This window comes from Collinsella intestinalis (assembly GCF_902501455.1).
In the GTDB taxonomy this organism is placed as follows: domain Bacteria; phylum Actinomycetota; class Coriobacteriia; order Coriobacteriales; family Coriobacteriaceae; genus Collinsella; species Collinsella intestinalis.
In genome coordinates, this window is the sequence record NZ_CABWIC010000011.1 from 252158 (window position 1) to 276166 (window position 24009).

A 24009-nucleotide genomic window follows, 5' to 3' on the forward strand; every position below is an offset into this window, starting at 1 on the left:
CGCAGTTGGAACAGGAACGAGGAGTGGGGCATGGCGAACATACGAGAGGTTGCGGAGCGTGCGGGCGTTTCGGTCGGCACCGTCTCCCGATATCTCAACGGTGTCAAGATCAGGGAGGATAACGCCGAAGCCATCGCCCGTGCGGTTGCGGAGTTGGACTATCATCCCAATCTGATCGGCCGTGCCCTGACCACGCGAAGGACCTATGCGATCGGCGTTTTGGTTGCCAGCGCGGCGAATGTCTTTGTGAGCTCGAGCATCGGCAATCTCGAGACGGCGTTCGAACGCCAGGGATACTCGTCGCTGTTCATCGATTTCCACGGCGATGTGGAGGTTTTGAAAGAGAAGGTGCGGTTTCTCAAGCGCCGTCTGGTCGACGGTCTCGTGATTTTTCTCTCCGAAGTCGATGCGGAGCACCTCGAGTTCCTCGAGACCGTTGGGATCCCCGTCATCGTCGTGGACAATCCCGTGGAAAGCGGTGTGGTCGATTCGATTGTGGTCGATAACGCCACGAGCGCCGCTTCCATGGTGGGCGCCATGCTCGATGCCGGGCATCGACGCGTGGGCGTGATCGCACCGTCGCAGGAGACTTACGTAGGCCGCCGCCGCCTCAAGGGATGGGCGGATGCCTTTGAGGCCCGCGGCATGTCGGCGTGCACCCAGGACGTCCGGCTGTGCTCCCCTTCTAAGGAGGAGGGATATGCCGCGGCGTGCTCCCTGCTCGATGACGGGGAGGTAAGCGCGCTGTTTGCCTGTAATTACTACCTGGCGCTCGGAGCGCTCAAGGCGATCAATTCCCGAGGCTTGCGGCCGGGTGTCGATGTCGGTTTTGCAAGCTTCGATGATTTCGATTTCAGCGACGTGATGCATCCGGCGCTGGCCGTGGTGCGCCAGCCCATGGGGGAGATCATTGATATGGTCGCCTCCCTTATGTGCTCGAGGTTGGATGGGGCTCACACCGACGTGGGCATTCGCACGCTGTCGTGTTCGGTGAACGTCACCGATTCGATCATGGGCGGATTGCAAGAGGAGCAGGGTTCCTGCGCTACTGACTAAGGGCGCAGTGGGCAAAACGCTTACATTTGTCGCCGAGTTTTGGATTCGGTCTGTAGCCGACCCTCTGCTCTTTTTAGGCGCATGTAACCGTTGGGTACCATAGGACCATACGTGTTTGATAGAAAAGCGGTTCGTATCACGCATGTGGTGCGGCCGCTTTTTTCGTACCCATGCGCGCGTGGGGTCGTCTCGCGAGGGGCGCGCCTTGGCATGCGCGCAGTGAAGAGACAAGGAGCGCCATGGACGCACGCGAGCAGCTGTTTACCGAGAAGCAGAGGAAGCGCATCGAGCGCCGCGACACGTGGCAGCGCATTTTTGAGAACGGCACCGTTGCCGCCGCCGTGATGGTGCTTGCCGCCATTGCAGCAGTGATCTGTGCCAACACAGATGCTTATGAGGTGATCCACCATTTCTTGATGGAGCCGATCCATGTGGGCATCGGTGAGCTCACCGTGGCGATCTCGGTCGAGGTCTTCGTCAACGACTTCCTCATGGCGATCTTCTTCCTGCTCGTGGGCATTGAGCTCAAGTACGAGATGACCGTCGGCGAGTTGCGTCGTCCGCGTCAGGCCCTGCTCCCCATGCTTGCCGCGGTGGGCGGCGTGGTTATGCCCGCCATCATCTACGCGCTGTTCAACAAGGGCGGCGCGATGCATGGCTGGGCCATCCCCATGGCGACCGACATCGCCTTCGCCCTGGGCGTGCTCTCGCTGCTTGGCGATCGCGTTCCGACCGGTGTCCGTGTCTTTTTCTCCACGCTCGCCATTGCCGACGACTTGATTTCCATTGCGGCAATCGCGATCTTCTACGGTCACGCGCCCAATCTGTTCTGGCTCGGGTGCGCCGTCGTGGTGACGGCCGTGCTGTTCTGGCTCAACAAGACGCAGCATTTCCGCCTCGCTCCGTATATGGTCGGAGGCCTGGTTCTGTGGTTTAGCCTGTTCCAGTCCGGCGTGCATGCCACGCTGGCCGGCGTGATCCTTGCCTTTACCATCCCCGCGCGTTCTGGGATGCGCCTGAACAACCTGACCGATTGGCTGCGCGGCTACATGCCCGACATGGTCGACAGCTACGATGACGATGCACACATCCTCGACCAGCACGACTTCACCAGCGCCACCTTTGGTGCCGAGCGCGTGATGCACCGCGTGTCCCCGCCGCTGGTCCGCCTGGAGCGCATGATCCACACGCCCGTGAACTTCATCATCCTGCCGATCTTTGCCTTTGTGAACGCGCAGGTGCGTCTCGTCGGCGTTGACTTGGTCCAGCTCGCGCTTGACCCCGTTGCCATGGGTACGTACTTTGGCATGCTGTTGGGCAAGCCGTTGGGTATTGTGGGTGTGACGTTCCTGCTGGTGCGCAGCGGTATCGCCGACATGCCCAAGAACGTGACGGGCGCTCATATCCTGGGTGTGGGCATTCTGGGAGGTATCGGATTCACGATGTCCATCCTCATCGCCGGCCTGGCCTTCCCGACTGAGCCGTACGAGGTCCTGGCTGCGAAAGCCGCCATTCTGGCTGGGTCGGTGAGCGCGGCCGTCCTTGGCATGATGTTCATGAGCGCGGTGTGCAAAAAGAAAGCGGACCCCGAAACCTCAATTTAGGGACAGTCCCTAAATTGAGGTCCCGCATTGAGGCCTCATGCTTTGTTCGGGGCGCCTATTCCACCGTGCCGTATGTGGCGCCCCAGCCGTGGGCGGCGAGCGCGGAGTTGATCTGGTCGCACAGGCGAGTGCGATTGTAGGTCCCCGGGGGGACGAGATTCACGATCTCGAGCAGGTCGGGTGCAAGGTCCAAGATCTCGGCCTGGACAATGAGATCGAGGCGATCGATCGTCTCGCGCCCCGTGAACAGGCCGTCCACCAGGCGCTGCAGGTCGCCGAATTCCTCGGCTTGAAACATTCCAATATGCATGGGGCTCCTTACTCGATGGGGGCTCGGATTGCGTCGTCGGGCGCGTTAAGCCTCAAATTAGGGACTGTCCCTAATTTGAGGCTTTGTGTATCGCTTCGATCACGCGCTCCATGGTCTCGTCGATGCGGTCGCGCTTGAGCTCGCATTCCCATATGGTGATGGCGCACCACCCCAGCTCTTCGAGCTCGGCGAGGGCGCGCTTGTCCCGCTCGACGTTGCGACGGAACTTCGCCTCCCAAAACTCGACGTTTTTGCTCGGCATGCTGGGGTTGCAGTGCGGGCAACGGTGCCAGTAGCACCCGTTGACGAAGATGGCGATCTTGCGCCCGGGGAAGGCGATGTCGGGCCGGCCGGGTGCCTTGGCCCAGTCGAGCCGGTAGCCGGTGAGGCCGGCCGCCCTCAGACGCTGCCGTACGAGGAGCTCCGGTTTGGTGTCGCGGCGCTTGTTGCCCTGCATGGACTTGCGCACGGCTGCACGGCGCTTCACCAGCGCCTGCTCCTCTTCCTCGCCCATGCGCACGAGCATGTTGACGAGCTCGATGTCGGCGGGCATCCATTCGAGGGTCGCCAGCGAGCTTTTGTGCACCCAGCGCATATCGCGCTGGTGATCGTTGCGCGCGGGTTCGCCGCTCTCCTCGTCCAAGTGGCACAGGAAGCAGTTCATGGAGAGATGGAAGTCGGGGTAATCGTATTCGAGCGTGTAGAAGTCCTGCAGGCTCGTGATGCGTACGTCTAGCTCTTCTCGCAGCTCGCGCAGGCAGGCCTCCTCGGGGGTCTCGCTTGCGTCGATCTTGCCTCCGGGGAATTCCCACAGCCCGTCCATCTCGCCGTAGCCGCGCTGCACGGCCAGGACCTCGTTGTCGCGCTGGATGATTCCGGCTGCCACACGGACGGTCTTCATGCTGCCACCTCGCCTTCTCATAATCGTCGCGCCGTACGGGCAACCTTACAACAATGCAACCGGCTCGTAAGCCAAATCGATGGTTGCCAATAGGGCGCCCTGCCAGTATAGGGGTCGAAGAAGCGAGGCGCCGCGTGGCGCAGCGAGAAAAGGAGATTACGATGAAATCCATGAACACGCAGTTCGCTCCCGAGCTCGTTCAGGGTGACGCGGCGATGGTCAACGCGAGTATGTCCCAGGTCGAGATGACCGTATGGCTGTGCGTGATGGCGGTGCTCGCGGGCGTTATGCTCGCACTGCTCGCCATGGTTGGCCAATAAGTTCGCCTCGCATCGAGAGCTTGTGAAAGGAATGATTGAGATGGCATTTGGTAAGAACGGCGCCCATATGGCGGAACCCCAGGTCCCGGGCGTGAGCGTCGCCGGCGGTGCCGCCGTGCGAGCGGGCGTGCCCGTGCTCGAGGTCAATCACGTCGAGAAGGTGTACGGCAGCCGCAACAACGTGACGCGAGCGTTGGCCGATGTGTCCTTCGCGGTGGACAAGGGCGAGTTCGTGGGCATCATGGGCGCCTCGGGATCCGGCAAGTCCACCCTGCTCAACTGCGTGTCCACCATCGATACCGTGACGAGCGGCAACGTGGTCATCAACGGTGCCGACGTCACGCGCATGAAGCACGCCAAGCTCACGCGTTTCCGTCGCGAGCAGCTGGGCTTCATTTTCCAGGACTCCAACTTGCTCGATACGCTGACGGCCCGCGAGAACATCGCCCTGCCGCTCACCATCGCCCGCGTCCCCGCTAAGGAGACGCTTGCCCGGGTGGAGCAGGTCGCGCAGCGTTTGGATATCGCCGGGGTGCTCGACAAGTATCCGTATCAGATGTCCGGCGGCCAGCAGCAGCGCGTGGCCGCGGCCCGCGCCCTGGTGACCGACCCGGCTATCATCTTGGCCGATGAGCCCACCGGCGCGCTCGATTCCAAGAACGCCCGCCTGCTGCTCGAGAGCATCGAGACCATGAACCGCCAGTATCAGGCAACCGTTCTCATGGTCACGCACGACAGCTTCGCCGCGAGCTATACCAACCGCGTCCTGTTCATCCGCGACGGCCGCATTTTCACCGAGCTTCGCCGCGGAGACAGCCCGAGGCGCGAGTTCTTCGACCGCATCATGGAGGTCGTCGCCATGATGGGAGGGGAGGGCTCCGATGCTCTGTAAGCTCGCTTGGGGCAATGTGCGCCGTGCGGGCAAGGACTACCTGGTCTATCTCCTCACGCTCACACTTGCCGTATCGGTGTTCTATGCGTTCAATACCATATCCATTCAGGTCGATTTTGTTTCCATGGAAGAGGCGCTGTCGCAGCTGCTCGGCGGCATCTTCTCGGGGCTGACGCTCTTCCTCGCCGCCGTCATGGGCTTTTTGATGGTGTATGCGAACGGCTTCATCATGAAGCGCCGCAAGAAGGAGTTCGGTCTTTACCAGGTGCTCGGCATGAGCCGTGGACAGGTGGCCCGCGTCATGGCCCTCGAGACGGCCATCGTTTCCGGCGCAGCGCTCGTGCTGGGCATTTTGTTCGGCGTCGGGGTCTCCCAGCTCATGACGTTCTTCACGGCGTCAATCTTCAAGACGCAAATCGCGAACTTCCATTTCTTCTTCTCCATGCAGGCGTTCACGCTCACAGTGGGGTGCCTGCTCGTCATCTTCCTGGTGACGCTTGCCTTCAACCTACTCGTGGTGGGTCGGACGAGCATCATCGACCTCATGAGCGCCGGCCGTAAGAACGAGGCCATCAAGACCCGCAACCCGATGCTGTCTGCCGTGATATTCGTGCTGGGCGCGGTCTTGATCGGTGTTGCGTACTACCGCCTGCTGCGCGACGGTCTTCCGGTTGACGCGCCGGCCAATGAGATGGACGCGGCTATGGCCCAGTTCTCCCTTACCACGGGTATTGTGGTGGCGGGAACAATCCTGTTCTTCTTTGGCCTCTCGGGTTTTCTGCTCAGGGTGCTGCAGGGTGCGAAGGGCCTGTATTGGCGCGGACTCAACATGTTCACGCTGCGTCAGCTCTCTGCCAAGGTGAACACGGTCAGCTTCTCTATGGCCATGATCTCGATGATTCTGTTCCTCGCGATCACGAGCGTCACGGGCGGCATGTCTATCGCGAACGTGATGAACACGAGCGTGGAACGCAACAACCCCGCGGATTACTCGCGCATCGTGATTTACTACGGCGAGAGGACGCTGGAGAACAGTTACGACTCCGATCGCCCCATGGGGATCGCGGAGGAGCCGTTCGACATCGTGGAACTGAGCAAGGGCGACCGCGTGAACTCCGGCCTTGCCAACGAGGAGGCGTTCGACCTCGATAGCATCCTCGGTAAGCGAGTGCAGGTGGAAGGCTACGATTCCACGCCTCGCGGGGGAAGCGAGCCCATTGTCACGCTCAACCAGCTGTGCGATGCGGTCGACATGCCGCTGCCGGTCGGTACCGGGAGCGCGAATTCAAACGTCATGGGTCTGCAGGTCATGAAAGAGAGCGACTACAACCGTTATCGTGCGTTCCGCGGGCTGGGCGAGGTCGATTTGGGCTCGGATGGGTACCTGCTCACGTCCGACATGGGCGAGACGGTGAACAAGGTGTACGACGCGGCCATGCGCGAGGACGTTGCCATTCCGTTTGGCGATGTGACGCTGCACCCGAAGGCCAAAGAGGTCGATGAGGATGCCAGCACGTTTGCCGATTCGAGCATGGGCAGCAATTCCGGAACGATCATTGTTCCCGATGCGGTTGCTGAGCGCGCGAACCTGCCGCTGTATTCGAGCTACCTACTGGGCGACTATCGCGAGGGCCTCACATACGAGGAGACCGAGGGTTACGTGCGCACCGATCGCGGGTGGGCGCCGGACCTGTGCGACGCGAACGGCCGCGAGGTCGGTTTGTGGGGCATGGAGACGACGCGCATCCAGAATTACGAGGGCACGAACACGATGAACGGCTTGATCAGCTATCTGGCGATCTATATCGGATTTGTCCTGGTCATTGCTTGCGCCGCCATCCTCACCATCCAGCAGCTTTCGAGCGTCGCCGATTCCGGCAAGAACTGCCGCATCCTCTCCGAGCTGGGTACTTCTCGTCATGAAATCGTGCGTTCGATGTTGGCGCAGCAGACGGTGTTCTTCGTGTTCCCGTTGATTATGGGCGTCGCACATTCGATGGTGGCGCTGCACGTTGTCATCGAGATTGTGGCGCTGTTCGGCGGTATTTCGATTGGCATGACGGTAGCTGCGACCTGTGCGATCTTCCTGTTGTGTTATGGCGGCTACTTTATGGTCACGTATTTCATGAGCAAGGGGATCGTGTCCGACGCGATACGCGTGAGGCATGCTCATTAACGGCATCGCACAAGCTGGCCGAGCGATGCGTGCTTGTGCAAAGTGCAGGTGTTGACCGTTCGCCGTGCGTATTCGCCGTGAGACGGCAACGGCGACATTCACGTTGACTGTGCCATCGAGACGGGAAAGGACGTGACAGCGTCCTTTCCCGTCGTTTTTGCCGATCGGGGGGTGCCGTAAGGGCAAATGAAAACGGTCGTTGGAATATCGACAGCAGGTGTTTACGCAGTTGAATAGGGAGGTGCAAGCTGTGATTGTGGATTCTCTGGAAGTGTTTGGGGGGATATTGGATATCGCCATGTTGACCACGGGGGCTGTGGCGGCGATCAGCATGTGGGCCGCCGGCCCCCGCGCCCCTCGATTCGATGCAAAATAGGGCGTCAAAAAATATAAGTGTACGTTTTGGGGAAGGTTTTTGTTCTCTGAGGCTCTTTGCTTCGAGACTGGCTTTTCGCGACCTGCGGTTTTGTTGGCTCTTGCGCGTCAGCTTGATGAAAAGAGCGCAAAACGTTCCCCAAAACGTACACTTATGATTTTCGCGACTTCCGGATTCGCCCAGGGGCTTCCTGCGCGCTACCTCGATGCGGGGAACAGCTTTCCGTGGAGCGTATTTCGTCGATCGAGGAAGCTCGCGGTTCGATTTGCGAGTTTTAACCCGAGCGTCTCCGCGCGCTGCGCGATAAGCGAGTCGTACTTTTCCAAATCCGAGACTTGATCATAGGTGAAAGAGACAACGCTATAGCCCATGCTCTCGAGCGCCGCGGTGCGGCCCGTCTCCTTTTTGAACGTCAGGTCGTCCGAATGAAAGCCCTCGCCGTTTACCTCGACAACGCCCATGGTGCTTGGATACAGCTGGTCAACAACGCAATGGCCTTGATAGGCCAGCTTGAGCGCCGCGGTATCGAAGTTGATACGTTGGTTGAGCTGCGGTTTGGGCCAGCCTTCACCGCCAAAACGCATATCAGCGGTAAGAAACAGGGCGATTTTTGATTCGAGTGGCGAGGCAGATCCATCCAAGGCGAGGCTCAATGCCCGTGATACCGTGCGATTGCTTGTTTTTCCCTGAAGGCTGGCTGAAAACTCGGTAAGTTGTTCGATCGTTGTGAGCGGCGGGCGCTTCCAAAGGGTTGACGTCATTTTGCCTGAAGGGAGGCAGATGCTCCAGGGGAGCTGCTCGCCTTCGCTATCGAGGAAAGAGGTTCGCTTGCCGTCGGCGTCGTAGTATTCGCAGATTTTGACATCGGGGTTGAGCGGCCCATTCTCTTTAAGTCCGCCCTCCCGTCTGAGCAGGTCAAAAGCAAAGGCCATGCGCTCGTTCGTCGGAGAGACGGCGTATATGCCGCAAGCTTCGAACATGGCGAGCGCGAGGGCGATCGGGTCGGTTTTGCGCGGGGCTTTGACGAGCAGGTAGGAGGGAGAGAGAACGCCTAGATTGTTGCCAAGATCAACGACGCATGACGAGGGCAGGTCCCGAGGAACGCGGTGTGCGACTATGAAATCGGAGGAGTACCGCGTGGATTCGGGAAGCATGATGTGCACGGGCTTCGTCACGCCCTTGAGGTCGGTGAGAAGTCTTTCGCGAATGCTAGCGTCAAAAGGGCGAATGTTCAGGCGCGGTATCTCTGAGAGCCATTCCAGCCCGAGGCCGTCGGGCTTTTTTGCACGGGCGATGTCGACTGGAATTTCGACATTGCGCAGGGCTGGCGGCGTGCGCCAGTACTCCCAGGCCGATATGTCGCAAATGATCGCATCCATGGATCAACGATAACAGGGCTGAGATAATAATCAACTCGTGATATGGTACTCTACCTGCAGTTATATGGTCAGATATGGGTCAGGAAAACCCGGATGGGGAAGCACTGGGCGCGTCACATGCAAGCGTCTATGCGGTGATGAACCGCGCGATTGAGCAATCGTGTTCGTCGCGGGGGACCTGCTCGACTTCCTGCTCGGCAAACGCGACGCCGAGTACCTGGCAGTCCTCGCGCAGCTGAGGCAGGTAACGGTCATAGGTGCCACGGCCGTAGCCCAGGCGATTGCCCTGCGCGTCGAAGGCGACGGCGGGGACGATCGCGAAGTCGATCTCCGACGGCGGCACGACGGGGAAGCGCGTGTCATCCTTGGGCGGAACGCTGCCCTTTACGCGTGAGGGAATGAAGCGTCTCGTGGCGCCGGCTCGCGTGCTGGTGAGGACCTGATGCTCCTCGGTGACGGCCGGGCCCCAGGGCTTGCGCGGGTCGACGATGAACGGCACGTTGCCGCCAAGGTAGTTATTGCAGGAGACGGAGCGCATGCACATGGCGCCGGACGCTGCGTTGGGGATCATGCACGGAAATACGATGCGGTATCCGTAGGCATAGGCGCCGCGGATGAAGCGGTCGAGGTCGACCTCGTAACGCAAGGCGGCGTAGACGGCCAGGGTTGGCGGCTGCCCGTTCTTTCCCTTGATGCCGCTGGAACGAAGCTCTTCGATGAGGCTGTTGCAGATCTCGCGCGATTTGTTGGAGCGGGCGGCGGGGCGCAATTCCTGGCGCGTCGTGAGTGCGGCGCGGCGCACGTCGGCCTTGCGGTCGAGAATCTCCCGCGCGGTGTCATCCTGCGATTTTGCCGTCGTGGGCGCAACGGTGGTTTTTTTCGTTTGCTTTGCAGTCGCCATGGTGCGGCTCCTCTCGACGTCTCATTGCTTCATTCTACCGCGTGGGCGGCCGACGTTGGGTGCCGCCGCGTCATGCGATTCGGGTGGACGGAATCACGCCGTCTCGCCGAAAGCCCCGCTCGCGCGATACGCGGCGACGAGGTCGTCCAGGCGCATGCGGGCGTTGGCGGGGCTGGTGGAGGGAAGCTCGACAAGTTCGATCCCGCGTTGGGTGAGCACAGGTCCGTCAAATCGGCGGCAGAGTTGGGCGGCTTTGCTGCCGGTGGTGCAAACCGTCTCGATGGGGGCGGCATCGAGGATTCGCGAGAGGTCGTTGGGTTCTGGGTTGGCGATGCTTGCGTCGCTCGCCCCAGCGATGTTGCATGCCGCCAAGACGTCCCACAGCGCGATGCGGTGCGCCAACAGGAACGCGCGCCGCGCGTCGTTATCGATGAGCTCGTGATCGCGAAGGCCGTGCAGGCGCTCCATCACGCGCCAGAAGCGGTTTTGAGGGTGGCCGTAGTAGAAACCGACCTCGCGCGAGCGGGGCGAGGGCATGGTCCCGAGCACGAGCACGCGCGACCGCTCATCGAATATCGGGCCGAGCGTATGGGCGACGCGCGCGGCCGCCGCCCCGTCCTGGAGGCCCCCTTCTTTTGCGGCCTCACTCATCGGCTTCGTCAGTCCCCATGAGCTCGACGACGTTCCAGTCCACCTCACTCGCCTCAATCGCCTCGCGTCCGGCAAACACGCAAGCGGGCGCTTCGCGTGCGATACGCGAGATGTCCGCTGCCAGCGCGCGCAGGGCGTCGGGTGTGGATTCGAGCATCTGCTGGCGGCGCTCGGCGCGCTTGCCGCTCGGCGTCTTGCAGAAGTATTCGGCGTTGCGGCGCTTGGTGAGCGTGTACGGCTTGAGCGGCGCGTCCATCCCTGAGACGCAGCTCACGATGAAGCCCTCGAAGGTGTCGACGTCTGGGTCGAACGAGGCGAGCCAATCGCCCGCGGCCTCGATGCGGGCGAGGGACGGGTCGATGGCGGGGTCGCGATAGGTGTAGAAGCTCGCATGGCGCGGGCTGGGGGAGCGGAAGCCGCAGCCGTAGGCCCCGCCCTTTACGCGGATCTCGTTCCACAGGTAGTCGTACGAAAGCGCGTTGGATGCGACGCTCCAGGTGCCGTCGGTCTCGATTTCGAGCGTGCGCGGGTCGCAGGCGCGTGCGAGGTAGGTGACGTCGCTCGGGATGATGAAGGCCTCGCGCTTGTCCTCGGGCCAGGGTACATAGAGCTCCTTGGTGGCCGCGGTGCGGGGGCTGAGGCCCAGATCGCCGGCGGCGCTCCAGTAGCGTAGATAATCCTCGTCGCTGCCGGTAAAGCTCGCAACGGTGCCGGTCGAGGTGAAGATGCGGGCCTGCAGCTCGCGCAGGGTCTCGCACAGACCCTCCTTGCGATCGTCGAAGTTGTCGAGCAAATCGCGCAGGAACAGGTAGAAGTCGACGCCGGAGAGCTGCTGGGTGAGCACGGCGGCCGGCGAACCGTAAGACATGGCGCGGGCGAGGGCGGCGCTGTGGCCGTTCATGAGGAAGCTCTGCTCCATGCCGATGCGCGTCTGCGTGAGGACATCGCGCATCCGCTCGGTGTCCTCAAAGACCGTTTCGGACCAGACCTCGCGCGGGATGCGCGCGAGCGCGTCCATCTTCTCGGATAGCGCGCCGGCCGACACGAGCAGGCGTGGATTCGCGAGCTTCCAGTTGGGCTGCGTGGCGACTTCGGTTGTGAAGGAGAGGAAGCCGAGGTTGGCGCACACGTAGCTGTCGAGTTCGCCGGCGGTCATGCGCTCGGTGGCGAGTTGGTTCATGAGGCGCGTGAGTACGGTCACATACGGCAGCTCGGCAAAGGAGAGGCGGGAGAGGTCGAAGTAGGTGAGCGCGTAGGCGAGCTGGTGGGTGGGCAAGTCGTGGCGCAGGCAGGGGATGGGCGTCTGCTTGTCGATGGCGAGCTGCGGCTCCGGACGGGCGGGGCCGATGTCGCTCACGTGCAGGCGCGGCAAGGTGGCGCGGGCCTCGGGTGCGTCCTCGGCCTCCTGGCGCTCGCGCAGGGCGGCGACGTCTTCGACGATGCGCTGGAGGTCGGCATCGTCCATGGCCGCCTTGGCCGCGGCGAGCTCGGCCTCCTCCTCGCGCGAGGCCGCGGCGTCGTCGGCCACGGGGACGAGCTCGACGAGCGCGCGATGCTTGCTCTCGAGGACGAGCTCACGCAGCAGGTCCTCGAAGTAGGTCCCGTCGAGCTCGCGATTGAGCTCCTCGTAGATGGGGCCGTACTCGATGCCACGCGTGGCGGCCTCGTCGGCGTCGTCGTAGAGCCAGGTGCCGAGCGCGTCGCAGGCGAGCGCGACGCCATCGGCGTAGCCGTAGTCGCGCTGGCGCAGGTCGAACTCCTCGTTGGCGAGGATGGCCGCGAGGCGCTCGCGCGGGATGCCCTCCTTCACCAGGCGGAGGCATTCGTCCTCGATGACGCGGCGGAACTCGCGCGCGACTTCGGGTTTTGCATTCTGCAGGATGATGAGCGTGTGCGGCTGCAAAAGATCGCCGGAGGTGTAGCTCACCACGTTGCCGCCCAGGCCGGCTGCGAGGATGGCCTTCTTCACGGGGGCCTCGTTGGTGCCCATGAGCGCGTCGATGAGAACGTCGGCTGCCACAAGGCGCTTGCGATCGGCCGCATCGCCGATCACGTAGGCCATGCCCACCAGCGCGTTGTCCGGCGTGGTGGCCATCTCGACGCGTTCGTAATCGCAGACGAGGGGGTTTTGGCGCACGAGCGGGTTGGGCTCGCCCGTCGTTGCGGCACCATCGGTCGAATGGGAACCGGACGTCGCATCGGCCTCGTTATCGCGGGCGGTCTGCAGCGCACGGGCACGCTCGGCCTCGTCGCGCAGACGGGCCCCGTCACCCAGATAGCGCTCATCCAGGAATGCGAGTTCGCGTTCGACCTCCATGTCACCGTAGAGCACGATATAGCTGTTCGCGAGGTTGTAGTGGCGTGCATGCGTGTCGAGGAACTGCTCGTAGGTGAGCTGCGGGATGGCGCGCGGATCGCCGCCCGATTCGCAGGCGTAGGCCGTGTCGGGGAACAGCGCGCGGTTGACCGCGTCGTCGAGGACGCTCATCGGATCGGAGAGCGCGCCTTTCATCTCGTTGAAAACCACGCCGTTGTAGCGCAGGGTGCCCGCCGCGAGAGGCGCGCCCTCGGGGACGTCGAGCTCGTAGTGCCAGCCCTCCTGCTCGAAAATCGCCCGCTTGGTATAGATGGCGGGGTTGAGCACCGCGTCCATGTAGACGTCCATGAGGTTGAGCAGGTCCTGCTCGTTGGTGGACGCGACGGGATAGACGGTTTTGTCGGGATAAGTCATGGCGTTCAGGAACGTTTGCATGGAGCTCTTGATGAGGTCCACGAACGGCTCCTTCACCGGGAATTTTGTAGAGCCGCACAGCACCGAGTGCTCGAGGATGTGAAAGACGCCCGTGTCGTCGGTGGGCGGCGTTTTGAATGCGATGGAGAACGCCTTGTTCTCGTCCTCGCATGCGAGATAGAGCAGTCGGGCGCCGGAGGCGCGGTGATGCAGCACGTAGGCGTCGGCATCGAGCTCGGGAAGCACCTTGCAGGACGTGACGTCGAAACCGGAGATGGTCGATCCCGCGGGCAGGGTGGCGCGGGCGTGCTCGCGGGCGGGGGAGGGTTGGTTCATATGGGCTCCTTTATGGAGGTTGATTGCTGCGCCCAGTATACCCACTCGGCGCACGCTCACGTTTTCCGGTCGCTTACGGTATCGTTGTCGGGGAATCAGATTCGATGGGGGATGTGCATGACAGAGGAGCAGTTGGAATCTTGCGAGAACGAGCGTGAGCGCATGGGCCTCGCTTCGTCCATCAGGCCTGGCGCCGATGCCGACGCCGCTTCGCGCGCTCGTCGCCGCACGGTTCGCGAACGCTTGAACGATCGCGAGGCGCGTCGTCTGATCGTCGGTGTGGTGGCCACACTTTTGGGCGGTATTTTCTGGGGCTTCTCGGGAACGTCGGCGAGCTACCTGTTCGCCCATTACCAAATCGACACCATCTGGTTGCTGAGCGTCCGCCAGCTGCTTGCCGGCGCGATGTTCATGGTGGTGATCGTCCTGTTCGACCGTGCCCGCTTCATACAGCTGCTCAAGAACCCTCGCCACCTGGCGATCATGGCGGTGTTCACGGCGTTCGGCGTGTTTGGAAATTCGTTTTCCTACCTGCTCGCCATCCGCCTGACCAATGCGGGAACGGCGACGGTCATGCAGTGTCTGCAGCTCGTTATCATCATGGTATACACCTGCATCGTCACGCATCGCCTTCCGCGTCGACGCGAGCTCGCCGGCGTGGTGCTGGCCTTTGCGGGTGCGTTCCTCATCGCCACGGGCGGTGATCCGAGCACCCTCGTGATCCCTCCCGAGGGCCTCGCCGTCGGCCTCATCTCTGCGGTTGGCGCCGCCTGCATGTCGATCGTGCCCACTAAGATTCTGCCGATTTACGGCTCATCCATCGTGACCGGATCCGCGATGTTCGCATCCGGCCTGGTGATCTCGGCGTTCGTGCGCCCGTGGGAAAACGTGCCGGCGATCGATGCTCCCGGCTGGCTCGCGTTGGCGATACTCATCGTGGTCGGTTCGTTCTTGGCGTACAACCTGTATATGCAGGGCGTCAAGGACATCGGCAGCGTGCGCGCGAGCCTGATCGGCACGGTCGAGCCCGTTTCCGCCACCGTCACGAGCGCGCTTGTGCTGGGCACCGTGTTCGCCCCGACGGACTTGATCGGCTTCGCCCTGATCATCGCCATGGTGTTCCTCACGGTATAGGTTGACCGACCGCTGCATATCGCTTGATCGAAAAAGAGGCGCCCGGCTCGAATCGATATCGAGCCGGGCGCCTTTGCCTTGGCAGGCTTGTCGCCGCGGGCGGGCCTGTCGCCGCGGGTGGGACGGCATGTTCTACCCGCGGCTTACATGCGGGTTACAGCTGGTACAGGTCGCCGAACTTCTTGGCGAGGTAGTCGCAGAAGAACGTGGCGTCGAAGGGTGCCCCGCAGGCGGCCTCGATGATTTCGGGGGCGTCCTTGCCGCGGCCCCAGCGCCAGACCTTGTCACCCAGCCAGGCGCGCACCGGGGCGAGATCGCCGCTTGCGCACGCCGCCTCGAGGTCGATGCCGTCGCGCTCCATGGCCGGCACGTACTGTGCATCGTAGGCGGAGCCGAGTGCGTATGTGGGGAAGTAACCAAAGCTGCCGCCGCTCCAGTGCGTGTCCTGCAGTGCGCCCATGGCGTTGTTGGGAACTTCGAGGCCGAGGTACTTGCGGGTGAGGTCGGCCCACAGGCCGGGCACGTCCTTGGCAGTCGCCTCGCCGGAGAACAGCAGGCGCTCGATCTCGTAGCGGATCATGATGTGCAGCGGGTAGGTGAGCTCGTCGGCCTCGGTGCGGATGAGGGACGGGGTCGCGATGTTGACCGCGCGGTACAGCTCGTCTTCGGTCACGCCGTTGTAGACCTCGGGGACATGGCGGCGGAGCAGCCCGAGCAGCGGGGTCATGAACGCGCGGCTGCGGCCGACGGTGTTCTCGAAGAAGCGGCTCTGGCTTTCGTGGATGCCCATGGAGGTGCCACCCTCGAGGCACGTGCGCGCGTAGGCGGGGTCGACGCCCAGCTCGTATGCGGCGTGACCCGCCTCGTGGATGATCGAGTAAACGTTGGACATCAGGTTGTCCTCGTAGATGTGGGTCGCCACGCGGGCGTCGCCCACCGAGAAGCCCTCGGAGAAGGGATGCTCCGTAAAGGCGAGGCAGATGTCGGCGTCGTTCAGGCCGACGAGGCGCATCAGGTCGAAGGACAGCGCGCGCTGGGTGGCGTCGTTCACGTGCGCGGTGAGGAAGGGCGCCTCGGGCTGCTCGCCGCGCTCGCCGATTGCCTGGACGAGCGGCACGACCGTCTCGCGCACTTGGCCGAAGAAGCGGTCGAATGCGGCGGAGTCCATGCCGCGCTCGTATTGGTCGAGCCAGACGTCATAAGGGTCGCGCGTGTCGTCGAGATAAGCGGCCTGGCGCTTGAGCGAGGCGACGATGCGGTCGATATAGGGCTCGAAGCTCGCCCAGTCGTCGGCGACCTTCGCTTTGTGCCACACGGCGTCGGCCTCGCAGGTGAGGCGGCTCCACGCTTCGACTTCCTCGGTGGGGAAGGCGAGGGCCTCGCGCTGATCGCGCGCGAGCGTGCGGATCTGGGCGACGAGCTTGGGGTCGCCGATCTCGCCCGCGGCGACGCCCTGCTCGAGCTCACTCACAAGGGCAACGGCGTCATCGCTGGTGAGGAGTTCGTGATGCTCGCCGGCGAGGGCCGCCATGGCCTCGCCGCGTGCGGCTGCGCCGTTCTCGGGGGCGATGGTGGCGCCGTCGAACTCGGCGATCTTCATGAGGTAGGAGCGGGTCCAGAGCTTGTTCTCGAGCGCATCGAGGCGCGCGGTGAGTTCGGCGGAGTTGGTCTCGAGCATGAGGCCTCCTTTTCGTGCTTCGCGGTCATTGCCCATGAGTGTACCCACCCGTCCCCGATTGCACACGCTCCCGGGCGGTCAATGATGCGCAAACGGCCTGGCCCCCATTGCCTGTAGCACTGTCGGCCGCAAAACGCGCCGCCCCTCGCCGATTAGCTCAAAACGTACAGCATTATGAAGTGAGTAAGATAAGAGACAAAAAGATAAACAATGTAAGATATATGAGTTAGAATCCCTTGCTCGTTGGAACAACCTGTCTGAGGGGGACCTATGAGCAATTCTAACGAAGGCACGGGGCGCGCGCTGAATATTGTGAAGCGCATCGCCCTTGGTGTGGCGGGCTTCATTGCCGTTGCGTGCCTGGTGGGTGGAGTCGTCGTTTTCACGCTGTTCGGAAACGAGCTCAAGACGCTCGACAGCATCAAGAAGATCGATGAGTACCCGCTGTATACCATGGACTACGCTGGCGATTACGGCATCGACGAGTTTTTGGAGCAAGGGGGCGCCTCCAATGACGCTGAGCTCATTGACTTTGTGGTGGGCCGTCTGCTCAAGGGCCTGCCGATTGAGATCGAGCTGCCCAATCTCGCCTGTTCGACGTTCAACGCTGAAACACCCTCGGGCGATGCGATCTTCGGCCGCAATTTTGACCTGGAGTTCTCGCCCGGCATGATGGTCCGTACGAATCCCGAGGACGGCTATGCGTCGCTGTCAATGGTGAATCTCGCGTTCATCGGATACGGTGAGGACAGGTTGCCCGATGATCTCGCGTCGAGCATCGTGTCGTTGGCGGCGCCCTTCGCGCCGCTCGACGGTGTGAACGAGAAGGGACTGGCCGTGGGCGTTTTGCTCATCGACACCGAGGCGACCGACCAGCGGACCGACCGCGTGGACATTACCACTACGACGGCCATTCGCATGATGCTTGATCGCTGTGCCACGGTGGACGAGGCGGTTGCGCTGTTGGGTAAGTACGACATGCACGCGAGTGGCGGGCGCAGCTATCACTTCCAGATCGCGGATGCGAGCGGCAAGACCGTTGTGGTCGAGTACATCGGCGACGAGATGAACGTGCTGGAGCCCGGCGACCCCACGACGGCCGGCGTGCCCTCCGAGGGCAAGACGTACATGGCGGCAACGAACTTCCTGCTCACGCCCGGTGAATATGACTTCGGAGGCGGCGAAGACCGTTACACCACCGTGATGGGCGCGCTCGAGGCGGCAGATGGCGTCATGGATGCACAGCAGGCCATGGACACGCTTCAGAGCGTGAGCCGCGAGGTGAAGATCAAGGACAACGGCGAGGTCTTCCAGACGCAGTGGTCTGTGGTGTACAACCTCGATCGCGGCACGGCGAAGATCTGCATGGGTGGCAAGTACGACGAGGTTCATGAGCTGTCGATCGCGTAAGGAAGCGCAGGTATGCTATCATCTTGACCACTGCGTTGACGGAGAGGTCGGGCCTCACCGCATCGCCGCAAAGAGAGGGAGGGCCACCGGCTGCGAGCCCGCCCGCGGCGAGGAGCCCCGAGTTCACTCCCGAGCTGCGACCTGAACGGCTGGCGCCGGGGCGCGATGTGCGATTTGCACCCGTCCCCGATTGCACATGCTGAGTAGGGAAGCCGCGCGCCCGCGCGACATCGGGCAAAAGAGGGTTCGCCGGGCAGACAGCCGGCGGCCAATCAAGGTGGTACCGCGGAATCTCATCCGTCCTTGGGAGTGCGAGCGATCGCACGATCCCAAGGGCGGATTTTTCTATGGAACAACGTGGCGCCTATATGGCGCCGATGGACGAGAGGGGAACAGATGAGCCTGATCGACGAGCTTGAGGAGCTCGAGCAGCGAGCCCGCGAGATGATCGAGGGCGCCGAGACGACCGAGAAGCTCGAGGCCGCCCGCGTGGCGCTCATGGGCCGCAAGGGCGAGATCACAGGTCTCATGCGCATGATGGGCAAGATCGAGCCCGAGGAGCGCCCGGTGCTCGGCAAGCGCGCAAACGAGATGCGCCGTATGGCCGAGACGCTGCTCGACGGCCGCATGAAGGACCTCAAGCGCGCCGCCGTGCGCGAGCTCATGGCGACGGAGGCCGTGGACATCACGCTGCCCGGCGCCCGTCCGCAGATCGGCCATGCGCACCTCATCAACCAGATCATCGAGGAGATCGAGGATGTCTTCTGCGGCATCGGTTACACGGTCGAGGCTGGCCCGCAGGTCGAATCCAGCTGGTATAACTTCACCGCGCTGAACGCCCCGCTCGATCACCCGAGCCGTTCCGCACGCGACACCTTCTACGTGAAGGACAACGCCCCCGGTACCGCGGCGCACCCCGAGGAGCATGCCCACGGCGAGTCCGACGTGCTGCTGCGCACCCAGACTTCCGGCGTGCAGGTGCACACCATGGAGACCCAGGAGCCGCCCATTTACATGATCGCCCCGGGCCGCGTGTATCGCCCCGATACGGCCGATGCCTGCCACCTGCCCCAGTTCCATCAGATCGAGGGCCTCGTCGTGGATAAGGGCATCACCTTCGGCGACCTCAAGGGCACGCTCGATTACTTCGTGAAGTGCATGTTCGGCGAGGACCGCGCCACGCGCTACCGCCCACACTTCTTCCCGTTCACCGAGCCCTCCTGCGAGGTCGACGTGAGCTGCGGCGTGTGCGGAGGCGAGGGCTGCCCCTTCTGCAAGCACTCCGGTTGGATCGAGATCTTGGGCTGCGGCATGGTCGACCCCAACGTCCTGCGCAACTGCGGCATCGATCCCGAGGTCTACTCCGGCTTCGCCTTCGGCGCCGGCGTCGAGCGCATCGCGGCGCTCCGCTATGACCTGCCCGACCTGCGCACGCTGGTCACCGGCGACATGCGTTTCCTGAATCAGTTCTAAGAAGAGTTTTCACCTCAATTTGGGGACAGTCCCCAAATTGAGGTGCATATAGAAGAGGTTTGAGATGAAAGTTTCTTACGACTGGCTGAAGAGCATGGTCGAGCTGCCGGAGGACCCCTCCGAGCTTTCCTGTGAGTTCATCCGCACCGGCACCGAGGTCGAGGCCATCGAGACGGTGGGCGAGTCCTTCGACCACATCGTGACGGCCAAGGTCCTTTCCAAGGAGGCCCATCCCGATTCCGATCACCTGTGGGTCACCATGGTCGACGTGGGCGCCAACAACGTGGACGCCGAGGGCAACCCGGAGCCCCTGCAGATCGTGTGCGGCGCACAGAACTTCAACGAGGGCGACCACATCGTGACCGCGATGATCGGCGCGGAGCTGCCCGGCGACATCAAGATCAAGAAGGGCAAGCTTCGTGGCGTCGTGTCCTGTGGCATGAATTGCTCCGCGCGCGAACTCGGCCTCTCCGCCGATCACGGGGGCATCATGATCCTTCCCGAGGATGCTCCCATCGGCATGCCGTTTGCCCAGTACCTGGGCACGTCCGATACGGTGCTCGACTGTGAGATCACCCCGAACCGTGCCGACTGCCTCTCCATGATCGGCATCGCGCGCGAGGTCGGCGCCATCTACGACCGCGATTTCCACGTCGACCTGCCCGCCATCGCCGCTGAGTCCGGCGCCCCGACCGCCGAGACCGTCTCGGTCGAGCTCATCGACGAGGGCCTGTGCGATCGCTATGTCGCCCGCGTGGTGCGCGATGTGAAGGTCGGCCCCTCGCCCGAGTGGCTCGTTCAGCGCCTCAATTCCTGCGGCATCCGCACGCACAACAACGTCGTGGACATCACCAACTACGTGATGATGCTCACCGGCCAGCCGCTGCACGCCTTCGACCTCAACGCGTTCGAGGAGAAGAGCGGCAAGCGCTCCGTGGCCGTGCGCGCGGCGCGTGAGGGCGAGGTCTTCCGCACCCTCGACGACGTGGAGCGCACGCTCTCCGCGGGCATGGGCCTCATCGCCACCGGCGAGGCCGGCGCCACCCCGGTCGCGCTCGCGGGTGTCATGGGCGGCATGGAGTCCGAGGTTACCGACGCCACCGTCGACGTGCTGGTGGAGAGCGCCTGCTTCAACGCTGGCCGCACCTCCCACACCAGCCGCGACCTCGCGCTGATCTCCGACGCCTCAATCCGCTTCGAGCGCCAGGTCGACGAGACCGGATGCGTGGATGTTGCCAACATCGCCTGCGCCCTCATCGAGCAGCTTGCCGGCGGCAAGGTTGCCCCGGGTTGCGTGGACGTCTATCCCGCGCCCAAGCAGCTCGCTCCCATCAGCCTGCGCCTTTCCCGCGTGCACGAGCTGTGCGGCGCCGCGATCGAGCCCTCTTTCATCGAGACGGCGCTTACGCGTCTCGGCTGTTCCGTCGAGGCCGAGGGGGAGGGGGATGCGCGCGTGTTCGCGGTCATGCCCGCCACGTTCCGCCCCGACCTCACCCGTGAGATCGACCTGATCGAGGAGGTCCTGCGTCTGTGGGGCATGGATCGCGTCGAGGCCACCATCCCCGCCGCCAAAAACCACATCGGCGGCCTCACCCGCGAGCAGCAGCTCACCCGCAAGGTCGGTCAGATCCTGCGCGCCTGCGGCCTCAACGAGACCATGAACTTCTCCTTCGCCGCCCCCGGTGACCTCGAGCGCATCGGCATGACGGACGAGGGCCGTGGATGCCCGGTCGAGATCATGAACCCGCTCGTGGCCGAGCAGACCGAGATGCGCCGCTCGCTCATCCCGGGCTTGCTGCAGTCCGTCGAGTACAACATCAAGCACAGCACCGCAAACGTGCAGCTGTATGAGATCGGCACGCTGTTCTTCGGCCGCGAGAACGCCAGCGCGCCGAAGGAGCGCGAGTCCGTGGCGGGCGTGCTTTCCGGCTCCATGGGCGATGTGACCTGGAATCACAAGCCCATGCCGCTTCGTTTCTTCGACGGCAAGGGCGTTGTTGAGGAGCTGCTCTCCCAGCTGCGCACGCCTAAGGTCCGCTTCCGTCCCGCCGACGGCGACGACTACGCCTTCCTGCAGCCCGGCCGCGGCGCCGAGGTGCTCTCCGGCGGTACGGTTCTCGGCTGGGTCGGCGAGATCCATCCCGACGCGCGCGACGTCTACGGCATCGATATCCCTGTGGTGGCCTTTGAGCTGAATCTCGAGGCGCTGATCAAGGGCGCTGGCGCCCAGGAGGCCTATCGCGAGTTCTCCCAGTTCCCGAGCGTCGAGCACGATCTTGCCATCGTTGTTGACGACGACGTGACCTGCGAGGACCTGGAGCGCCGTCTGCGCTCCGCCGGCGGCAAGCTGCTCGTGGGCGTGCGCCTGTTCGACGTGTACCGCGACCCGGTGCGCGTTGGCGTGGGCAAGAAATCCATGGCCTTCGCGCTCACCTATCGCGCCGACGACCACACCCTCACGAGCGAGGAGGTCGAGCGCGCTCACTCCAAGCTGGTGACGAAGGTGTGTAAGGCCACCGGCGGCGAGGTCCGCAGCTAGTGCCTAGCTGGAACATACATATCGCGCATGCGGAGCGGCTGCTCAAGGGCGGCGGCTCCGTTGCGCGCGCCGTGCGCGACGGCAATGCGTTTCTCTTTGGAAACTTGATTCCCGATATCTACGTGGGTTACATGGTGCCCGGCGTGGTGCGCCCCGTTCCGTATCGCGTGACGCATTTCGCCAAGCCTGAGCACATCCCAAAGCCGCGCGCGGGCGAGTTCTTCGATGCGTACGTGCGGCCGCTTGCGCGTGAGTGCGGGCTGTTGGATGCGCTCGGTGACGATTGCGCAACGGGGGGAGGTGTCGGGGCGCCCGGTTTTGCCTCCGGTGCCTCCGGTTTCGTGGGTGCCGATTCTGATCGTGCGCCCGTTGGTCCTACCGGCTCTGCGGCGGCCGGGGACCCTGCCCTGGAGCGGTCCTGGCGGGCGCCCGCCTCCCTCGCAGCCGAGGTTGCCCACGTGTCTCCCGCGCACACGCCGACGTTCGAGTGGGATTTCGATGTGGCCGAAACCGCCGCGTGCCAGCGCGATGCGTTTGCGACCTCCCGACGCGCGCTGAGCCGCGATGAGCTGCGACGCTCCCTGTTCGACATGGTGCTCGGCACATGGGTTCACCTGCTTGCCGACTGCACGTGGAACCAGGCCGTGAGCGATTTGATTGATGCGCGTGGCGAGCAGCCCAGTCGGGATTTCCGTATCAAGAAGCAGGGCGATTTCGACCTGTTCGGCAAGTCTCTCGAACTCGATCTCATGCCGCGTCTTACGCCACAGCTCATCGAGGTCGCGGCGGCGTTTCCTCAGTACGAGATCGATGCGGCGTCGGTATCTGCGACCTGCGCCATCGCCCATGAGACCGTGCGCACCAATCACCCGGTCACCGGCGCTGCGTACCGCCTGCTCGACGAGGAATTTTTCAGCCGTGTCTTCGCCGAGGTCAACGCACGAGCAGAGCGCGAGATGGAGTACGCGGGGACCCGTTGAGAACTCAGCGAACCAGCTGTTCCCAGTTCGAAAGGACCTCGCACCTTAGGTCGCGCTCGGCGGCTTCCATGCCCGCCGATTTCGTTTTTCGCCGTTTTCCGAGCAACGACGACAAGTGGGCCGACAGACGATGGAACCTCCCGGGGTTATAGAGTTGCTCGGCTGTCACCATGATGACCTCGATACCCATGCGCTTGAGGCCGAGCATGCGGTTGGAGTCTATTCCGCCCGCTCGGCCCCCATCGTGAACCATATGGCCCTGAAGCTCGATATCGATTGCCGGATGGATGTCGTTTTCGGGAAAAAGGATGTCGGCGTAGCAGGTTGATTGGCCGGCGAGGATGCGGGCGTCGCGGTTCAGCGCGATGGGGTGGTTGTTGAGAATTGGCCCCAACCCTTCGCCGCCGCGTCGTCGCGTAAGGTTCAGCAGCATGGATGCTTGCACTTCGAGGGGAGACGCCGTAACGCCCGTGACCGCGTGTGCGGCCTGGCAAAACTGGTGATGGCCGTGCATACCCTTGCTTTCCTTGCAGAACCCGCGAAGCTCATGAAGCGTCACGAGCGGGTCGCGGTGCCAAAGAGACGTCGGTTTGCCCGCGTGGTCATACACTTGTCGCCATCCTCCCGGCCATGCGAGGCGCTGATTGCGCAAATGGTCGAGCTCGCGCTGCATTTCTTTGGCGGGCATGTAGACGGCGAATGTCCCGCAGAGTTCGTAAGCGGCCATGGTGAGACGGTGCACCGAGACGAGCGGCGCCAGGGTGAGCAATGTCATGAGCGGCGAGGTGTACTGAACACCGACTTCGTTGTTTTCCCAGATAGCTGAACTTGGGAGGTCCCCGCTCCAGACGTGGTCCTTGATTGCCGAAGACCGTGTTCGGGCTGACGGGCTGTCGCACAGGGTGTGTATTGGAAGATTTAGCCAAGGACCCAGGTCGTTCGACCGGGAGATGGCGCTGCGTTGCCGGCGCGTCGAAAAACGGGGAAACTCTGGGAGCAGCAGTGTGACCTGGGGTGGGATTCGATAAAGCTCAAAGGCGCTGGCGCCGCAAATCACCTGTTCCATTAAATGCCCCCTCTCTCGGTGAATGAGCTTGTACCCAAATGAGGGATCAGGCCGCGCGAAGGCATTTGAAGTCAATTCATCGACTTTTGGTAATTA

Annotated in this window: 18 protein-coding genes; 10 read left to right on the top strand and 8 right to left on the bottom strand. The window is 63.0% G+C overall.

What is annotated here, in order from left to right; all coding sequences use genetic code 11:
* Positions 1-30 precede the first annotated feature (30 nt).
* The gene (locus AOBCEHNH_RS06080; RefSeq protein WP_152063572.1) at positions 31-1056 is read left to right on the top strand and encodes a LacI family DNA-binding transcriptional regulator; all 1026 of its coding nucleotides are present in this window, start codon (positions 31-33) and stop codon (positions 1054-1056) included.
* Positions 1057-1295: 239 nt separating this feature from the next.
* Positions 1296-2660, top strand: a complete 1365-nt coding sequence (nhaA, locus tag AOBCEHNH_RS06085; protein ID WP_152063573.1) for a Na+/H+ antiporter NhaA — start codon at positions 1296-1298, stop codon at positions 2658-2660.
* A gap of 55 nt (positions 2661-2715) precedes the next feature.
* Here the strand turns inward: nhaA and AOBCEHNH_RS06090 are convergent, their stop codons facing one another.
* On the bottom strand, positions 2716-2970 hold the full coding sequence (locus AOBCEHNH_RS06090) for a hypothetical protein (protein WP_006723288.1): 255 nt from the start codon (positions 2968-2970) through the stop codon (positions 2716-2718).
* A 70-nt stretch (positions 2971-3040) separates the two neighbouring features.
* Positions 3041-3871, bottom strand: a complete 831-nt coding sequence (gene vsr, locus AOBCEHNH_RS06095) for a DNA mismatch endonuclease Vsr (protein ID WP_152063574.1) — start codon at positions 3869-3871, stop codon at positions 3041-3043.
* 161 nt (positions 3872-4032) lie between these two features.
* On the opposite strand from vsr, the gene AOBCEHNH_RS06100 reads away from it, so the two are divergent.
* From AOBCEHNH_RS06100 to AOBCEHNH_RS06110, 3 genes are read left to right on the top strand one after another with little or no spacing between them, the layout of a single operon-like run.
* The gene (locus tag AOBCEHNH_RS06100; RefSeq protein ID WP_169302870.1) at positions 4033-4191 is read left to right on the top strand and encodes a hypothetical protein; all 159 of its coding nucleotides are present in this window, start codon (positions 4033-4035) and stop codon (positions 4189-4191) included.
* Between the two features lie 31 nt (positions 4192-4222).
* On the top strand, positions 4223-5083 hold the full coding sequence (locus AOBCEHNH_RS06105; protein ID WP_006723285.1) for an ABC transporter ATP-binding protein: 861 nt from the start codon (positions 4223-4225) through the stop codon (positions 5081-5083).
* Positions 5073-7259: an FtsX-like permease family protein gene (locus tag AOBCEHNH_RS06110; protein ID WP_152063575.1), complete on the top strand. Its 2187-nt coding sequence runs from the start codon at positions 5073-5075 to the stop codon at positions 7257-7259. The genes AOBCEHNH_RS06105 and AOBCEHNH_RS06110 overlap by 11 nt, the downstream gene beginning before the upstream one ends.
* 573 nt (positions 7260-7832) lie before the next feature.
* Here the strand turns inward: AOBCEHNH_RS06110 and AOBCEHNH_RS06115 are convergent.
* The 4 genes from AOBCEHNH_RS06115 to AOBCEHNH_RS06130 form a co-directional block, all read right to left on the bottom strand.
* Complete coding sequence (locus AOBCEHNH_RS06115) at positions 7833-9014, bottom strand: PDDEXK family nuclease (RefSeq protein WP_152063576.1); 1182 nt, start codon at positions 9012-9014, stop codon at positions 7833-7835.
* 127 nt (positions 9015-9141) lie between these two features.
* Positions 9142-9915 (bottom strand): 5-formyltetrahydrofolate cyclo-ligase, encoded by a 774-nt coding sequence (locus AOBCEHNH_RS06120; protein ID WP_152063577.1) that lies wholly within the window; start codon positions 9913-9915, stop codon positions 9142-9144.
* 93 nt (positions 9916-10008) lie between these two features.
* Positions 10009-10566, bottom strand: coding sequence for a DNA-deoxyinosine glycosylase (locus AOBCEHNH_RS06125; RefSeq protein ID WP_152063578.1), 558 nt, complete (start codon positions 10564-10566; stop codon positions 10009-10011).
* Positions 10559-13633 (bottom strand): insulinase family protein, encoded by a 3075-nt coding sequence (locus tag AOBCEHNH_RS06130; protein ID WP_152063579.1) that lies wholly within the window; start codon positions 13631-13633, stop codon positions 10559-10561. The genes AOBCEHNH_RS06125 and AOBCEHNH_RS06130 overlap by 8 nt, the downstream gene beginning before the upstream one ends.
* Positions 13634-13750: 117 nt before the next feature.
* Here AOBCEHNH_RS06130 and AOBCEHNH_RS06135 point away from each other — a divergent pair, with 117 nt between their 5' ends.
* On the top strand, positions 13751-14767 hold the full coding sequence (locus AOBCEHNH_RS06135; protein ID WP_306437545.1) for a DMT family transporter: 1017 nt from the start codon (positions 13751-13753) through the stop codon (positions 14765-14767).
* A 154-nt stretch (positions 14768-14921) separates the two neighbouring features.
* Here AOBCEHNH_RS06135 and AOBCEHNH_RS06140 read toward each other — a convergent pair whose 3' ends face one another.
* Positions 14922-16445: a carboxypeptidase M32 gene (locus AOBCEHNH_RS06140; RefSeq protein WP_152063580.1), complete on the bottom strand. Its 1524-nt coding sequence runs from the start codon at positions 16443-16445 to the stop codon at positions 14922-14924.
* 270 nt (positions 16446-16715) lie between these two features.
* Between AOBCEHNH_RS06140 and AOBCEHNH_RS06145 the strand changes: the two genes are divergently transcribed.
* The 4 genes from AOBCEHNH_RS06145 (at position 16716) to AOBCEHNH_RS06160 (ending at position 22847) form a co-directional block, all read left to right on the top strand.
* A complete protein-coding gene (locus AOBCEHNH_RS06145) occupies positions 16716-17855 on the top strand; it encodes a C45 family autoproteolytic acyltransferase/hydrolase (RefSeq protein WP_152063581.1) in 1140 nt (379 codons plus the stop codon).
* A gap of 396 nt (positions 17856-18251) precedes the next feature.
* Positions 18252-19328 carry a phenylalanine--tRNA ligase subunit alpha gene (pheS, locus tag AOBCEHNH_RS06150; protein ID WP_006723270.1) on the top strand — a complete coding sequence of 359 codons (1077 nt, stop codon included), beginning with the start codon at positions 18252-18254 and terminating at the stop codon, positions 19326-19328.
* 64 nt (positions 19329-19392) lie between these two features.
* Positions 19393-21867 carry a phenylalanine--tRNA ligase subunit beta gene (pheT, locus tag AOBCEHNH_RS06155; RefSeq protein ID WP_152063582.1) on the top strand — a complete coding sequence of 825 codons (2475 nt, stop codon included), beginning with the start codon at positions 19393-19395 and terminating at the stop codon, positions 21865-21867.
* The gene (locus AOBCEHNH_RS06160; protein ID WP_152063583.1) at positions 21867-22847 is read left to right on the top strand and encodes a hypothetical protein; all 981 of its coding nucleotides are present in this window, start codon (positions 21867-21869) and stop codon (positions 22845-22847) included. Before pheT ends, AOBCEHNH_RS06160 begins: the two co-directional genes overlap by 1 nt.
* Before the next feature lie 4 nt (positions 22848-22851).
* Here AOBCEHNH_RS06160 and AOBCEHNH_RS06165 read toward each other — a convergent pair whose 3' ends face one another.
* Complete coding sequence (locus tag AOBCEHNH_RS06165) at positions 22852-23913, bottom strand: hypothetical protein (RefSeq protein WP_152063584.1); 1062 nt, start codon at positions 23911-23913, stop codon at positions 22852-22854.
* Positions 23914-24009: the final 96 nt, after the last annotated feature.

Coding starts and splice junctions, on each gene's coding strand:
- AOBCEHNH_RS06140 (WP_152063580.1), bottom strand. CDS start 16,445: ATGCTCGAGACCAACTCCGCCGAACTCACCGCGCGCCTCGATGCGCTC.
- AOBCEHNH_RS06100 (WP_169302870.1), top strand. CDS start 4,033: ATGAAATCCATGAACACGCAGTTCGCTCCCGAGCTCGTTCAGGGTGAC.
- AOBCEHNH_RS06080 (WP_152063572.1), top strand. CDS start 31: ATGGCGAACATACGAGAGGTTGCGGAGCGTGCGGGCGTTTCGGTCGGC.
- AOBCEHNH_RS06135 (WP_306437545.1), top strand. CDS start 13,751: ATGACAGAGGAGCAGTTGGAATCTTGCGAGAACGAGCGTGAGCGCATG.
- nhaA (WP_152063573.1), top strand. CDS start 1,296: ATGGACGCACGCGAGCAGCTGTTTACCGAGAAGCAGAGGAAGCGCATC.
- pheS (WP_006723270.1), top strand. CDS start 18,252: ATGAGCCTGATCGACGAGCTTGAGGAGCTCGAGCAGCGAGCCCGCGAG.
- pheT (WP_152063582.1), top strand. CDS start 19,393: ATGAAAGTTTCTTACGACTGGCTGAAGAGCATGGTCGAGCTGCCGGAG.
- AOBCEHNH_RS06125 (WP_152063578.1), bottom strand. CDS start 10,566: ATGAGTGAGGCCGCAAAAGAAGGGGGCCTCCAGGACGGGGCGGCGGCC.
- AOBCEHNH_RS06110 (WP_152063575.1), top strand. CDS start 5,073: ATGCTCTGTAAGCTCGCTTGGGGCAATGTGCGCCGTGCGGGCAAGGAC.
- AOBCEHNH_RS06115 (WP_152063576.1), bottom strand. CDS start 9,014: ATGGATGCGATCATTTGCGACATATCGGCCTGGGAGTACTGGCGCACG.
- AOBCEHNH_RS06165 (WP_152063584.1), bottom strand. CDS start 23,913: ATGGAACAGGTGATTTGCGGCGCCAGCGCCTTTGAGCTTTATCGAATC.
- AOBCEHNH_RS06090 (WP_006723288.1), bottom strand. CDS start 2,970: ATGCATATTGGAATGTTTCAAGCCGAGGAATTCGGCGACCTGCAGCGC.
- AOBCEHNH_RS06145 (WP_152063581.1), top strand. CDS start 16,716: ATGAGCAATTCTAACGAAGGCACGGGGCGCGCGCTGAATATTGTGAAG.
- vsr (WP_152063574.1), bottom strand. CDS start 3,871: ATGAAGACCGTCCGTGTGGCAGCCGGAATCATCCAGCGCGACAACGAG.
- AOBCEHNH_RS06120 (WP_152063577.1), bottom strand. CDS start 9,915: ATGGCGACTGCAAAGCAAACGAAAAAAACCACCGTTGCGCCCACGACG.
- AOBCEHNH_RS06105 (WP_006723285.1), top strand. CDS start 4,223: ATGATTGAGATGGCATTTGGTAAGAACGGCGCCCATATGGCGGAACCC.
- AOBCEHNH_RS06130 (WP_152063579.1), bottom strand. CDS start 13,633: ATGAACCAACCCTCCCCCGCCCGCGAGCACGCCCGCGCCACCCTGCCC.